The organism is Streptomyces sp. NRRL B-24484 (genome assembly GCF_000717715.1).
Classification (GTDB): Bacteria; Actinomycetota; Actinomycetes; order Streptomycetales; family Streptomycetaceae; genus Kitasatospora.
Window position 1 is genome coordinate 23,196 of sequence record NZ_JOAI01000020.1, and the last position, 13,866, is coordinate 37,061.

Consider the following 13,866-nt stretch of genomic DNA (forward strand, 5'->3'; position numbering starts at 1 on the left):
AGCGGACATCGCGACAGGGCGGCCGCGCGCCCCCTCCGAGGCACGTGCCCGGCCCGGCCCGCGCCCCGCCGATGCCGCGGACCCCCGCCACGGCGGGCCGTCACCGAGCCGCCCAGGACTTGCTCACCAGCGCAAAATCCGGTGACCGGCCGATCATCCGTCGGCGATACTCGACCGGGTGTTCATCTCGATCTCCACCACCGCCACAGCCGAACGCCCGGCCACTGACCTGGGCTTCCTGCTGCACAAGCACCCGGAGAAGGTGCAGCGCTTCTCCACCTCCCACGGGGTGGCGCACGTCTTCTACCCGGAGGCCACCGAGCAGCAGTGCACGGCGGCCCTGCTCCTCGACATCGACCCCGTCGCCCTGGTCCGCCAGGGCCGCGGCCGGGGCAAGTCCGGCTCGCCCGACCTCGCCCTCGCCCAGTACGTGAACGACCGGCCGTACGCCGCGTCCTCGTTGCTGGCGGTGGCACTGCGGACGGTCTTCCGGTCGGCGATGAAGGGCTCCTGCGAGAAGCTGCCCGGACGGGCCGACCTGGCCATGCCGCTGCGCATCGCGCTCCCCGCCGTCCCCGCGACGGGGGCGGGCGAAGGCGGCGGCCCGGCGATGGTGCGGCGGCTCTTCGAGCCGCTCGGCTGGCAGGTCGACGCGGTGGCGGTGCCGCTGGACGAGGTCTTCCCCGAGTGGGGCGAGTCCCGCTACGTCCGGGTGGAACTGACCGGTGAACTGCGTCTGGCCGACGCCCTGCAGCACCTCTACGTGCTGCTGCCGGTGCTCGACGGCGCCAAGCACTACTGGGTGGCGCCCGACGAGGTCGACAAGCTGCTCGCCGCGGGCGAGGGCTGGCTGGCCGACCACCCCGAGCTCGCCGTGATCACCCGCCGCTACCTGGCCCGCCGCTGGTCGCTGACCCGGCTCGCCATGGAACGGCTGGCCCTGGCCCGGCTCGCCGAGGCGGACGACCGCGAGGCGGAGGAGCTGGACAACGCCGTCGACGACGACCAGTCCGCCGAGGACGGTGCCACCGGCGCCGCTGTCTCGGACACCCCTGCCGACGACACCCCTGTCAGCGACACTGCCGCCGCCCCCGCTCCGGCCGGCAGCCCGTCGAACGGCAACGCCCGGGCGGTCGAGACACCGGACACCGAAAAGCCGGACGCCGGGAAGCCGGACGCCGACGGTCGGCCGGTCCCGCTCGCGGTGCAGCGGCGCACGGCCGTCCTGGCCGCGCTCGCCGAGACCGGCGCCGCCCGGGTGCTCGACCTCGGCTGCGGCCAGGGCGAGCTGGTGGGTGACCTGCTGAAGGACGCCCGGGTCACGGAGGTGCTCGGCGTCGACGTCTCCTCGCGGGCGCTGGCCGCGGCCGAGCGCAAGCTGCGGCTCGACCGCATGAGCGAGCGGCAGGCCGCCCGGGTCCGCCTCGTCCAGGGCGCACTCACCTACACCGACGCCCGGCTCAAGGGCTACGACGCCGCGGTGCTGTCCGAGGTGATCGAGCACCTCGACCTGCCCCGGCTGCCCGCCCTCGAATACGCCGTCTTCGGCGCGGCCCGTCCGCAGACCGTCGTCGTCACCACCCCGAACGTCGAGTACAACGTCCGCTGGGAGACCCTCCCGGCCGGCCACGTCCGGCACTCCGACCACCGGTTCGAGTGGAACCGGGCCGAGTTCGCCGCGTGGGCCGAGCGGGTCGCCCGCACCTACGGCTACACGGTCGCGCTCCGGCCGGTCGGCCCGGTCGACGAGGAGGTCGGCGCGCCGACCCAGCTCGCCCTGTTCCGCACGGCCACCACCGACAATGCCCCTGAAGGGAGCGTGACCCGATGACCTCCGACGTCCGGCCCACCGGCGGCACCGCCGACGACGGCCTGCCCGCCGACACCACTGACACCGCCGGCACCGGCGGCATCGGCGGCATCGCCGGCGCGGCTGCCCACGCAGCCGCCGCCGAGGCCGCGCAGCCCGCCCGCCGACTGCCCGTCACCGACGTGTCCCTGGTCGTCCTGGTCGGCACCAGCGGCTCCGGCAAGTCCACCTTCGCCCGCCGGCACTTCCTGCCCACCCAGGTCGTCTCCTCCGACTACTGCCGGGGCCTGGTCGCCGACGACGAGAACGACCAGTCGGCGTCCACCGACGCCTTCGACGTGCTCCACTACATCGTCGGCAAGCGCCTCGCGGCCGGCCGGCTCACCGTCGTCGACGCGACCAATGTGCAGCCGGAGTCCCGCAAGGCGCTGATCAAGCTGGCCCGGGAGCACGACGTGCTGCCGATCGCGATCGTGCTGGACGTGCCGACCTCGGTCTGCGCCGAGCGCAACAGCCACCGGCCGGACCGGCAGCTGCCCGCCCACGTCCTGCCGCGCCAACAGCGCGAGCTGCGCCGCTCGCTCAAGGGGCTGGAGCGCGAGGGCTTCCGCAAGGTGCACGTCCTGCGCGGCGAGGCCGAGGTCGCCGCCGCCGAGATCGTGCCGGAGAAGCGGTACAACGACCTGCGGCACCTCACCGGCCCGTTCGACATCGTCGGCGACATCCACGGCTGCCGTTCCGAGCTGGAGACGCTGCTCGTCCGACTCGGCTACCGGATCGACCGCGACGACCGCGGCCGCGCCGTCGACGCCGCCCACCCCGAGGGCCGCACCGCGGTCTTCGTCGGCGACCTCGTCGACCGCGGCCCCGACACCCCGGGCGTGCTGCGCCTGGTGATGGGCATGGTCGCGGCCGGCCACGCCCTCTGCGTGCCCGGCAACCACGAGAACAAGCTCGGCCGCCACATGGACGGCCGCAAGGTCACCGTCTCGCACGGCCTGCAGGAGTCGATCGACCAGCTCGCCGCCGAGCCGGAGGAGTTCCGGGCCGAGGTCCGGGCGTTCATGCGCGACCTGGTCAGCCACTACCTGCTGGACGGCGGAGCCCTGGTGGTCTGCCACGCCGGCCTGCCCGAGAAGTACCACGGCCGCAACTCCGGCCGGGTCCGCTCGCACGCGCTCTACGGCGACACCACCGGCGAGACGGACGAGTACGGCCTGCCGGTCCGCTACCCGTGGGCCGAGGAGTACCGGGGCCGGGCGCTCGTCGTCTACGGCCACACCCCCACGCCCACGGCGAGCTTCGTCAACAACACCATCTGCCTGGACACCGGCTGCGTCTTCGGCGGCCACCTCACCGCGCTGCGCTACCCGGAGCGCGAGCTCGTCACCGTCCCGGCCGAGCAGGAGTGGTACGCCCCGGTGCGTCCGCTGCACACCGACGCGCCCGGCGGCCGCGAGGGCCGTCCGCTGGACCTCGCCGACGTGGCCGGCCGCCGGATCGTCGAGACGGCGCACCACGGCCGGGTCTCCGTCCGCGAGGAGAACGCCGCCGCGGCGCTCGAAGTGATGAGCCGCTTCGCGCTCGACCCGCGGCTGCTCGCCTACCTGCCGCCGACCATGGCGCCCTCCGCCACCTCCCGGCGCGAGGGGTACCTGGAGCACCCGGAGGAGGCGTTCTTCGCCTACCGCCACGACGGCGTGCAGCAGGTGGTCTGCGAGGAGAAGCACATGGGCTCCCGCGCGGTCGTCCTGGTCGCCCGGGACGCCTCGGCGCTGGAGAAGCGGTTCGGCCTGGCCGGCCCGGGCGCGATCTGGACGCGCACCGGCCGCGCCTTCCTCGGCGACGAGGAGCTGACCGGCGCCGTCCTGGAGCGGCTGCGGGCCGCCGCCGAGCGGGCCGGCCTGTTCGACGAGCTGGCCACCGACTGGCTGCTGCTGGACGCCGAGCTGATGCCGTGGTCGCTGAAGGCCGCCGAGCTGCTGCGCCGTCAGTACGCGGCGGTCGGTGCGGCCGCGGGCGCCGCCCTGCCCCAGGTGCTCGACGCCCTCGACCGGGCCGCCGAGCGCGGGCTGGACGTCGCCGACCTGACGGCCCGGCAGCGGCAGCGCGCGCTCGACGCCGAGGCCTTCACCGCGGCGTACCGGCGCTACTGCTGGCCGACCGAGGGTCTCAGCGGCATCAGGCTCGCCCCGTTCCAGCTGCTGGCCGCCGAGGGCGCCAACCTCGCCGTGCTGACGCACGACCGGCACCTCGCCTGGATCGACCGGCTGGTCGAGGCCGACGACCCCGACGAGCCGATCCTGCAGCGCACCGGCCGGCTGGTCGTCGACACCACCGACGAGGCCTCCGTCGCGGCGGGCATCGCCTGGTGGGAGGAGCTCACCGCGGCCGGCGGCGAGGGCATGGTGGTCAAGCCGCTGGCCTCGCTGGTCCGCGACGCCGGCGGGCGGCTGGTGCAGCCCGGCGTGAAGGTCCGCGGCCGGGAGTACCTGCGGATCATCTACGGCCCGGACTACACCGAGTACCTGGACCAGCTGCGCCAGCGCTTCCTCGGCCACAAGCGCTCGCTGGCGCTGCGCGAGTACGCGCTCGGCCTGGAGGCGCTGGACCGGCTGGCCGCCGGCGAGCCGCTCTGGCGGGTGCACGAGCCGGTCTTCGCGGTGCTCGCGCTGGAGTCCGAGCCGGTCGACCCGCGGCTGTGACCTGCCCGTGCGTGCGACCGCCGTCCCCGTGACGCCGTCCGGCCCGCCCCCGCGCCACCCGCGGGGGCGGGCCGGGTCGCCCGCATCACACCGCCGACCCTGCATACAAATTCCGGTGGTCGTATACACTTCCCGTCTCGACATCGGACGACCCAGGAGCCCGGCATGGCGTTCAACCTCCGGAACAGGCACTTCCTCAAGGAGCTCGACTTCACTCCCCAGGAGTTCCGCTTCCTGGTGGACCTCGCCGCCCAGCTCAAGGCCGCCAAGTACGCCGGCACCGAGCAGCCCCGGCTGCGCGGCAAGAACATCGCCCTGATCTTCGAGAAGACCTCCACCCGGACGCGCTGCGCCTTCGAGGTGGCCGCCCACGACCAGGGCGCCGCCACCACCTACCTCGACCCGGCGGGCTCCCAGATCGGCCACAAGGAGTCGATCCGGGACTCGGCCCGGGTGCTGGGCCGGATGTTCGACGGCATCGAGTACCGCGGCCACGGCCAGGAGATCGTCGAGGAGCTGGCCGCCCACGCCGGCGTCCCGGTGTGGAACGGACTGACCGACGAGTGGCACCCGACCCAGATGCTCGCGGACGTGCTCACCGTCCGCGAGCACTGCGCCAAGCCGCTCGGCGACGTCGCCCTCGCTTACCTCGGCGACGCCCGCAACAACATGGGCAACTCGCTGCTCGTCACCGGCGCCCTGCTCGGCATGGACGTGCGGATCGTCGCCCCGCGGCAGCTCTGGCCGGCCGACGACGTGCAGAAGGCCGCCCAGGACCTCGCCGCGACCACCGGCGCCCGGATCACCGTCACCGAGTCGGTGGCGGAGGGTGTGGCCGGCGCCGACTTCCTCTACACCGACGTCTGGGTCTCCATGGGCGAGCCCAAGGAGGTGTGGGCCGAGCGGATCGCCCTGCTCAAGCCGTACCAGGTCTCCATGGACACCGTCCGGCTGACCGGCAACCCGGCCGTCAAGTTCCTGCACTGCCTGCCCGCGTACCACGACCTCGGCACCGCGATCGGCCGCCAGATGTACGAGGAGACCGGCCTGACCGAGCTGGAGTGCACCGACGAGCTCTTCGAGTCCGCGCACTCGGTGGTCTTCGACCAGGCGGAGAACCGGCTGCACACCATCAAGGCCGTCCTGGTCGCCACCCTCGGCGACTGACCGCACACCCGAGGACCGGGCCGGGCCGGACGCACCGCCGTCCGGGGCCCGCCCGCCCGGGACGCTCAGAAGTCGACGTTCACGCACGCCACCCGGGCGCCCGCAGCGCGGGCGCCCTCGGCGTGCACGGTGTGCAGCACCAGTGACCTCGCCCCGTCCGGCCGGAACCGCCACGGCACCGCGGCCCGGGCCGCCGCGTCCCCGTGCGCGTCGGTGCGCAGGGCGAGCCGCAGCTCGTTGCGGTCGTTGGCGTAGGCCGGGTCGGTGGAGGGCTGCACCGGGTCCACGGCGTCCTGGTAGTGCGGGCCGGAGGCCGCCGGGTCGGCTCCGCAGCGGGCGGTGTGCACGTGGGCGGCCAGTTCGGTGGCGGGCGCGACCCCGGTGAGCTCCACGGTGACGGCCGTCCCGGCGCCGCTCCGGGCCTCGGTGACGCGGACGTGCGCCCCGTACGGCACCACGTCCGGGGCGTGGCTGATCGCCGCCGGCGGGACGAAGGCCGAGGCCGGCGCGAAGTCCGCCTCGACCACCGTGCCGGGCCCGCCGAGGGCGGGCAGCAGCAGGAGGGCGGGCAGCGCGGCGGTGAACGGGACGGGCATCGGCGCACCTCTCGACGGGCCGCGGCGCAGGGGCGCCGGGCGGGGACAGCACCCCACCGTGGCGGCCCGCGGCGCCCGGTGCACGGCGCCGTGCCGTCGGGTCACCCGGACGAGCGGTCGCCCCCGGTCGCGCCGTCCCCGGCCGCGGGGCCGGGCCGGATGCCGCGGATCTCGCAGCGCGGCCCGCTCGCCCGCATCAGCCGCAGGTCCGCGGTGACCAGGGGCGCCCCGAGCTGCTCGGCGAGGGCGACGTACGCGGCGTCGTCCGGGGTGAGGTTGTCCTTGAGCGCCCAGACCCGCCCGAGCAGGGGCGTCACGTCGATCCGCCGGAGGGCCAGGGACGGCAGCCGGTCGGCGATCCCGGTGACCTGCTCGGCGGTGAGCTCGCGCGCGAGGTAGAGCCCGCGCAGCGACTGCATCACTTCGATCAGCACGTGGTCGGGTGCGGCCCAGTCGTCGTCCCGGGCCAGTTCGGCCCGTGCGGCCCGGCCGCGGTCCCCCTCGTCGGCCAGCGCCAGCACCAACGCGGACGCGTCCACCACGATCATTCCGTCTTCCCCCGGCCGTCGTTCCGTCCGGTCGGCCCGTCGTGCCGCCGGATCGGTTCCACGGTAGCCGCCCGGTCGTGCACCGGGCTCCGGACCTGCGGTGCCCCCGGCCCGGTTCAGCGGGCCGCCAGCAGCCCCACCAGGACGGAGCTCGCATTGGCGGTGAGCGCGGCGGCGCCCAGCAGCGGCCGGGGGAGCGGGGTCAGGCGGGGGCGGCCGCCGGGGCCGACGGCGGGTCCGGTCCGGCGCGCCGTCAGCAGCCCGGTCACCGCGGCCTCGACGAGGCAGACCGAGGCCTCGGCGAACGCGAAGGCCGTCCAGTAGGCTGCGGCGGGCCCGGCGGCGGCATGCCGGAGCGACCACCAGAGCACCGGATGCGTCAGACCGTTCACCGCGGCTCCCGCCAGCGCGGCCCGGGCGGGGCGGACGCGGCCGAGGCCGGCGAGCGCCGCGGTGTACAGCGGTACTTCGACGAGCAGGGTGAGCGCGAGGGCGAGCGGATACGGCACGGGCGTGATGGTGCCACGGGCGGGACGGCGGGGGAGGCCGGGCATGGCGGTGGGTGCGGTGCCGGCGGCGCCGGCGGTGTCGACGGCGCGGACGCCGGGCACAGCGCTGCCGACGGCCGGGTTCGTGCTGGCGGCCGCGGTCGCCCTGGCGTTCGCGCTGCGGGCCCCCGCCGGTCTGGCGGTGCTCGGCCTCGCGACCTTCGGCATCCTGCACAACGTGCTCGAACTGCGCTACGTCTCGGGCCGCTTCGAGCAGGTGCTGGCCGGGCGGTTCCTTCGGCTGCTGCTGGTGCTGATCACCGGGATCGTGGTCTGCCGGCTGCTGCCGCCCGGGCCGCTGTCGCACACCGCGGAGATCCTGCTCGCGTACGGGCTGCTGGCGGCCGCCTGTCTGCAGGCGCTGCGCGGGCGGCCGGTTGCGCTGGCCGTGGCCGCGGCGGTGCTCGGGTCCGCCGCAGCGCTCTCGCTGGCCTTCCCCGCGTACCACTTCGTGGTGCTGGCGCACCTGCACAACCTGGTGCCGCTGGTGTTCCTGTGGGAGTGGTCGCGCCGGCTGCCGCGCGGCCGGGCGGCGTTCCTGGCGGTGCAGTGCGGCTGGGTGCTGGCGGTGCCGGCGCTGCTGCTGCTCGGCGCGCTGGACGGCGTGCTGGCCCCGGCCGACGGGGGAGTGGCGCGGCTGGCGGCCGCGTACACGCCGCCGGCCTGGCTGCACACCGCGGCGGGGCTGCGCTTCGTCGCGGTGTTCGCCTTCCTGCAGACCATGCACTACGTGGTGTGGGTGTGGTTCCTGCCGCGGTACGCGCCGGACGCGTCCGCGGCCTTCGAGCGGCGGGTGCCGCTGCTGCGCGGCCGCCGCGCCTGGCTGCTCGGTGCGGGGGCGGGGGCGGCGCTCGCCGTGCTCTTCGCCACCGACTGGACTCAGGGCAAGGCGCTGTACGCGGCGGTGGCGAGCTACCACGCCTACCTGGAGTTCCCCGTCCTCCTGCTGCTGGTGGCGGGGCTCGCCCCGGCGGCGTCCGACCGTCGAAAGGACCTCTCGTGAACGCAACGGCCGTGCTGCTGGCGGACATCGCCCCGGACCCGGCGGACTCCGCCGGGCCGCTGGTGATCGTGGTGGTGGGGGCCCTGGTGGTGGCCGGTGTGCTGGCCCTGGTGTGGTTCGCGCGATCGCGCCGCAGGGGCTGACCTGCTGCGGTTGCGCAGGGGCATCGCCGGGTGAAGTTTGGACGCAGCCATGCACTATGGTTTATCTCGACATCGAGATAACTACGCACTATGATTTATCTTGACGTCAAGATATCTGCCGAGAGGCGCACGCCTTCCATCATCGGCGCGGTGAGCTTAGCTAAGGCTTACCTTACCACCGGGTGGACCCAGAAGGAGTCAGTCGTGTCCGCGAACAGCTTCGACGCCCGCAGCCCGCTGCAGGTGGGCGACGAGTCGTACGAGATCTTCAAGCTCTCCGCCGTCGAGGGTTCCGAGCGGCTGCCGTACAGCCTCAAGGTCCTGCTGGAGAACCTCCTCCGCACCGAGGACGGCGCGAACATCACCGCCGACCACATCCGTGCCCTGGGCAACTGGGACGCGACGGCCGAGCCGTCCGAGGAGATCCAGTTCACCCCGGCCCGCGTGATCATGCAGGACTTCACCGGTGTGCCGTGCGTCGTCGACCTCGCCACCATGCGCGAGGCCGTGAAGGAGCTGGGCGGCGACCCCTCCAAGATCAACCCGCTGGCGCCGGCCGAGCTGGTCATCGACCACTCCGTCATCGCCGACAAGTTCGGCACCCCGGACGCCTTCGTCCAGAACGTCGAGATCGAGTACGGCCGCAACAAGGAGCGCTACCAGTTCCTGCGCTGGGGCCAGACCGCCTTCGACGAGTTCAAGGTCGTCCCGCCCGGCACCGGCATCGTGCACCAGGTGAACATCGAGCACCTGGCCCGCACCGTCATGGTCCGCAACGGCCAGGCGTACCCCGACACCTGCGTCGGCACCGACTCGCACACCACCATGGTCAACGGCCTCGGCGTGCTCGGCTGGGGCGTCGGCGGCATCGAGGCCGAGGCCGCGATGCTCGGCCAGCCGGTCTCCATGCTGATCCCGCGCGTGGTCGGCTTCAAGCTCAACGGCCAGCTCCCGGCCGGCACCACCGCCACCGACCTGGTGCTCACCATCACCGAGATGCTGCGCAAGCACGGTGTGGTCGGCAAGTTCGTCGAGTTCTACGGCGAGGGCGTCTCCGCCATCCCGCTGGCGAACCGTGCCACCATCGGCAACATGTCGCCGGAGTTCGGCTCGACCTGCGCGATCTTCCCGATCGACGCCGAGACCATCAACTACCTCAAGCTCACCGGCCGCGACGAGCAGCAGCTCGCCCTGGTCGAGGCGTACGCCAAGGAGCAGGGCCTCTGGCACGACCCGTCGGTCGAGCCGGTCTACTCCGAGTACCTGGAGCTGGACGTCTCCACCGTCGTCCCGTCGATCTCCGGCCCGAAGCGCCCGCAGGACCGCGTGGTCCTGGCCGAGGCCGCCGCCAAGTTCGCCGAGGCGCTGCCGACCTACTCCGCCGAGGCCTCGAAGCCGACCGCCGTCACCGCCCCCGACGGCTCGTCCTACGAGATCGACAACGGCGCGGTCGTGATCGCCTCGATCACCTCCTGCACCAACACCTCCAACCCCTCCGTCATGCTGGGTGCCGCCCTGCTGGCGAAGAAGGCCGTGGAGAAGGGCCTGCACGTCAAGCCCTGGGTCAAGACCACCCTGGCGCCCGGCTCCAAGGTCGTCATGGACTACTACGAGAAGGCCGGCCTGCTCCCGTACATGGAGAAGCTGGGCTTCAACCTGGTCGGCTACGGCTGTGTCACCTGCATCGGCAACTCGGGCCCGCTGCCCGAGGAGGTCTCCGCCGCGGTGAACGAGTCGGACCTGGCGGTCGTCTCGGTGCTCTCCGGCAACCGCAACTTCGAGGGCCGGATCAACCCGGACGTCAAGATGAACTACCTGGCCTCCCCGCCGCTGGTGGTCGCCTACGCCCTCGCCGGCAACATGAACGTCGACATCGCCCGTGACGCCCTGGGCCAGGACGCCGACGGCAACGACGTCTTCCTCGCCGACATCTGGCCGTCCGAGCAGGAGGTCGCCGACGTCGTCGCCAGCTCCATCGACGAGGCCATGTTCGACAAGGGCTACCAGGACGTCTTCGCCGGCGACCACCGCTGGCAGTCCCTGCCCGTGCCGACCGGCAACACCTTCGAGTGGGACGCCGAGTCCACCTACGTCCGCAAGCCCCCGTACTTCGAGGGCATGGCCCAGACCCCGAGCCCGGTGACCGACATCGCCGGCGCCCGCGTCCTGGCCAAGCTGGGCGACTCGGTCACCACCGACCACATCTCCCCGGCCGGCAACATCAAGCCGGGCACCCCGGCGGCGCAGTACCTCACCGAGCACGGTGTGGAGAAGCGTGACTTCAACTCCTACGGCTCGCGCCGCGGCAACCACGAGGTCATGATCCGCGGCACCTTCGCCAACATCCGCCTGCGCAACCAGATCGCGCCGGGCACCGAGGGCGGCTACACCCGCGACTTCACCCAGGCCGACGGCCCGGTGTCGTTCATCTACGACGCCTCGCAGAACTACCAGGCCGCCGGCACCCCGCTGGTCGTCCTGGCCGGCAAGGAGTACGGCTCCGGTTCGTCCCGCGACTGGGCCGCCAAGGGCACCGCGCTGCTCGGCGTGAAGGCCGTCGTCGCCGAGTCCTACGAGCGCATCCACCGCTCCAACCTGATCGGCATGGGCGTCCTGCCGCTGCAGTTCCCCGAGGGCCAGACCGCCGACACGCTGGGCCTGACCGGCGAGGAGACCTTCTCCATCACCGGCGTCACCGAGCTCAACGAGGGCCGCACCCCGAAGACCGTCAAGGTCAAGGCCGGCGATGTCGAGTTCGACGCGGTCGTCCGCATCGACACCCCCGGTGAGGCGGACTACTACCGCAACGGCGGCATCCTGCAGTACGTGCTGCGCAGCCTGATCGGCTGAGTCCCGCAGTAGAGCACGAGCGGCCGGGCCGCACCCCCTGCGCGGGGGTGCGGCCCGGCCGTCGCCGTAGTAGCACGGAAGCATGGCGGCGCGATCGGACGTGTGGGACCTCGTCCACACCGAACGGCGGGCCCTGCTGGCGGACGTCCGGGGCCTGACCGCCGAGCAGTGGGCGGTGGAGCCGCTGTGCGCGGGACGGACCGTCCGCGACACGCTGGCGCACATGGCGGCGACGGCCCGGATCACCCCGCCGCTGTTCTTCCTCAAGACGGCCCGGGCCGGCTTCCGCTTCGAGGTGATGGCCGCCCGGGAGATCGCCGCACTGACCGTCGGGGAACCGGCCGCCACCGTGGCCGCCTTCGAGGCGGAGCTCGACTCGGTCCGCCACCCGCCCGGCCCGGTGGACACCTGGCTCGGCGAGACGGCGGTGCACGCCGAGGACATCCGCCGCCCGCTCGGCATCACCCGCGCCTACCCGCCGCGGGCACCGACCCGCTGCGCCGACCTCTACCTCCGCTCCGACGTCCTGATCGGGGGCAGGCGCCGGGCCGCCGGACTGCGGCTGCGGGCCGCCGGCACCGCCTGGATCGCCGGGGACGGGCCGGAGGTGGTCGGCCCGACGCTCTCCCTGCTGCCGCCCGTCACGGGCCGCCCCGCCGGCCTCGCCGGGCTCTCCGGGGACGGCCTGCCGGTGCTCGCCTCCCGGCTCTGAGACCCGTTCCGGCGCGAGGTCGCGGCGCACCGCGCCAACGCCCTTGCACGACCGCCCCCTTGTGCGCACCGGCCCCAGTGGACTAAACCTCTGTCTCGGCTTGGTTCAGACCAATTGACGCCGACTCAGAGAAGGCCACGGCATGCCCAGACGCACCTCCGCAGTCCTCGCGATGGCAGTCGCCGCCGCACTTGCCGCACCCACCGCCGCACAGGCCCACGACCACGGCCCCCGCCTCAAGGGCGAGCGGGTCGGCTACTTCACCCAGTGGGGCATCTACGGCGGCTACTCCGCCAAGAAGGTGCAGGACTCCGGCCAGGCCGGGAAGCTCACCGTCCTCAACTACGCCTTCGGCAACGTCTCCGCCGACGGCACCTGCTTCGAGGCCAACGCCGCCGGTGTCGGCGACGCCTGGGCCGACTACCAGCGCCCGGTCGGCGCCGAGGAGTCGGTGGACGGCGTCGCCGACACCGCCGAGCAGCCGCTGAAGGGCAACTTCAACCAGCTGCGCAAGCTCAGGGCGAAGAACCCGCAGCTGCGCCCGGTGATCTCGCTCGGCGGCTGGACCTGGTCCAAGTACTTCTCGGACGCCGCCGCGACCGACGCCGCCCGCAAGAAGTTCGTCTCCTCCTGCATCGACCTGTACCTCAAGGGCGACCTGCCGCAGCTCGGCTCCGCCGAGGGCGGCGCGGGTGCGGCCGCCGGGGTCTTCGACGGCATCGACATCGACTGGGAGTACCCCGGCGGCGGGGGCGACGCCGGCAACGTCGTCCGCCCGGAGGACGGCCGCAACTACACCCTGCTGATGCAGGAGTTCCGCCGCCAGCTGGACGCGCTCGGCCGGCAGCGGCACAAGCACTTCCTGCTGACCGCCGCCGTGCCGGCCGGCGAGGAGAAGGCCGACCGGCTGGAGGTCGGCAAGGTCGCCAGGTCGGTGGACTGGCTCAATCTCATGACGTACGACCTGCACGGCCCCTGGGAGGCGCAGGGACCGACCAACCACCAGGCCAACCTCTACTCGGACCCGGCCGACCCGTCCCCGGCGAACGCCGGCTACAGCGCGGACCGGGTGGTGCGGCACTACCTCGCGAAGGGCCTGCCGGCGGCCAAGGCGGTGCTCGGCGTGCCGTTCTACGGCTACGGCTGGACGGGCGTGCCGGACGGCCGCCGGGCCGGCCTGTACCAGAGCGCCACCGGCCTCGCCCAGGGCGGCAACCTGCCCTGGAACCGGATCAAGGACCTGCCGGGCACCGTCCACGAGGACCGGCGGCACGGCGCGACCTGGAAGTACGACGGCACCGAGTTCTGGACGTACGACACACCCGATCTGCTGACCCGCAAGGCGCGCTACGTCGCCGTGAACGGCCTCGGTGGTGTGATGGCGTGGTCGCTCGACAACGACGACAGCCGGGGGACGCTGGTCGCCGCCCTGGACGCCGGCCTGCGGAGGTGACGGGCGGGCCGCCCGCGGGTAGTGGTCCGCGGGCGGCGCCGCGGAGGTGACGACCGGAGGTCACGGTCGGAGGTCACGGTCGGAGGTCACGGTCGGGGGTGGCGGCCGGCTTCCGGCCGTGACGGACGCGCAGTTTCGGGCATCACGATTTCGGTTCGTTGATGCGCGAAGCTGCGCGTTTCCATGTTCAAACGCGCAAGAACGCGCTACCTTCTCGGTACCGGCCGGACGGCCGCAATGGGCAGGCTCCCTGCGCATTGCACATGCTGCACCGCCCGCAACGCTTTGACTCCCAACCTGACCCATCCGGCGGCCCGACTATTGCCGGAGG

At 73.3% G+C, this 13,866-nt stretch carries 11 protein-coding genes; 8 read left to right on the plus strand and 3 right to left on the minus strand.

What is annotated here, in order from left to right; all coding sequences use genetic code 11:
- The first annotated feature begins 178 nt into the window (after positions 1 to 178).
- From IE98_RS0119095 to argF, 3 genes are all read left to right on the plus strand, one after another.
- The gene (locus tag IE98_RS0119095; RefSeq protein WP_043174572.1) at positions 179 to 1,831 is read left to right on the plus strand and encodes a 3' terminal RNA ribose 2'-O-methyltransferase Hen1; all 1,653 of its coding nucleotides are present in this window, start codon (positions 179 to 181) and stop codon (positions 1,829 to 1,831) included.
- Complete coding sequence (locus IE98_RS0119100) at positions 1,828 to 4,515, plus strand: polynucleotide kinase-phosphatase (RefSeq protein ID WP_078661128.1); 2,688 nt, start codon at positions 1,828 to 1,830, stop codon at positions 4,513 to 4,515. Before IE98_RS0119095 ends, IE98_RS0119100 begins: the two co-directional genes overlap by 4 nt.
- 165 nt (positions 4,516 to 4,680) lie before the next feature.
- Positions 4,681 to 5,682 (plus strand): ornithine carbamoyltransferase, encoded by a 1,002-nt coding sequence (argF, locus tag IE98_RS0119105; RefSeq protein WP_030270461.1) that lies wholly within the window; start codon positions 4,681 to 4,683, stop codon positions 5,680 to 5,682.
- A 65-nt stretch (positions 5,683 to 5,747) separates the two neighbouring features.
- On the opposite strand, the gene IE98_RS0119110 is transcribed toward argF, so the two are convergent.
- The 3 genes from IE98_RS0119110 to IE98_RS0119120 all read right to left on the minus strand — a co-directional run bounded on the left by IE98_RS0119110 (position 5,748) and on the right by IE98_RS0119120 (position 7,335).
- Positions 5,748 to 6,278: a hypothetical protein gene (locus IE98_RS0119110; RefSeq protein ID WP_043174574.1), complete on the minus strand. Its 531-nt coding sequence runs from the start codon at positions 6,276 to 6,278 to the stop codon at positions 5,748 to 5,750.
- Positions 6,279 to 6,379: 101 nt separating this feature from the next.
- Positions 6,380 to 6,826: a type II toxin-antitoxin system VapC family toxin gene (locus tag IE98_RS0119115; RefSeq protein WP_052390693.1), complete on the minus strand. Its 447-nt coding sequence runs from the start codon at positions 6,824 to 6,826 to the stop codon at positions 6,380 to 6,382.
- 116 nt (positions 6,827 to 6,942) lie between these two features.
- Positions 6,943 to 7,335 carry a hypothetical protein gene (locus tag IE98_RS0119120; protein ID WP_159400975.1) on the minus strand — a complete coding sequence of 131 codons (393 nt, stop codon included), beginning with the start codon at positions 7,333 to 7,335 and terminating at the stop codon, positions 6,943 to 6,945.
- Positions 7,336 to 7,378: 43 nt separating this feature from the next.
- On the opposite strand from IE98_RS0119120, the gene IE98_RS0119125 reads away from it, so the two are divergent.
- The 5 genes from IE98_RS0119125 to IE98_RS0119145 all read left to right on the plus strand — a co-directional run bounded on the left by IE98_RS0119125 (position 7,379) and on the right by IE98_RS0119145 (position 13,535).
- On the plus strand, positions 7,379 to 8,377 hold the full coding sequence (locus IE98_RS0119125; protein ID WP_052390694.1) for a hypothetical protein: 999 nt from the start codon (positions 7,379 to 7,381) through the stop codon (positions 8,375 to 8,377).
- Positions 8,374 to 8,520 (plus strand): hypothetical protein, encoded by a 147-nt coding sequence (locus IE98_RS49235; protein WP_159400976.1) that lies wholly within the window; start codon positions 8,374 to 8,376, stop codon positions 8,518 to 8,520. The genes IE98_RS0119125 and IE98_RS49235 overlap by 4 nt, the downstream gene beginning before the upstream one ends.
- 204 nt (positions 8,521 to 8,724) lie before the next feature.
- Complete coding sequence (acnA, locus tag IE98_RS0119135; protein ID WP_030270471.1) at positions 8,725 to 11,370, plus strand: aconitate hydratase AcnA; 2,646 nt, start codon at positions 8,725 to 8,727, stop codon at positions 11,368 to 11,370.
- Between the two features lie 82 nt (positions 11,371 to 11,452).
- Positions 11,453 to 12,082 carry a maleylpyruvate isomerase family mycothiol-dependent enzyme gene (locus tag IE98_RS0119140; protein WP_030270474.1) on the plus strand — a complete coding sequence of 210 codons (630 nt, stop codon included), beginning with the start codon at positions 11,453 to 11,455 and terminating at the stop codon, positions 12,080 to 12,082.
- 142 nt (positions 12,083 to 12,224) lie between these two features.
- A complete protein-coding gene (locus tag IE98_RS0119145; protein WP_030270476.1) occupies positions 12,225 to 13,535 on the plus strand; it encodes a glycoside hydrolase family 18 protein in 1,311 nt (436 codons plus the stop codon).
- Positions 13,536 to 13,866: the final 331 nt, after the last annotated feature.

What these genes read in the sequence shown, in the direction of transcription:
- IE98_RS0119100 (WP_078661128.1), top strand. Translation starts at nt 1,828, where the DNA reads ATGACCTCCGACGTCCGGCCCACCGGCGGCACCGCCGACGACGGCCTG.
- argF (WP_030270461.1), top strand. Translation starts at nt 4,681, where the DNA reads ATGGCGTTCAACCTCCGGAACAGGCACTTCCTCAAGGAGCTCGACTTC.
- IE98_RS0119110 (WP_043174574.1), bottom strand. Translation starts at nt 6,278, where the DNA reads ATGCCCGTCCCGTTCACCGCCGCGCTGCCCGCCCTCCTGCTGCTGCCC.
- IE98_RS0119115 (WP_052390693.1), bottom strand. Translation starts at nt 6,826, where the DNA reads ATGATCGTGGTGGACGCGTCCGCGTTGGTGCTGGCGCTGGCCGACGAG.
- IE98_RS0119125 (WP_052390694.1), top strand. Translation starts at nt 7,379, where the DNA reads ATGGCGGTGGGTGCGGTGCCGGCGGCGCCGGCGGTGTCGACGGCGCGG.
- IE98_RS0119140 (WP_030270474.1), top strand. Translation starts at nt 11,453, where the DNA reads ATGGCGGCGCGATCGGACGTGTGGGACCTCGTCCACACCGAACGGCGG.
- IE98_RS0119145 (WP_030270476.1), top strand. Translation starts at nt 12,225, where the DNA reads ATGCCCAGACGCACCTCCGCAGTCCTCGCGATGGCAGTCGCCGCCGCA.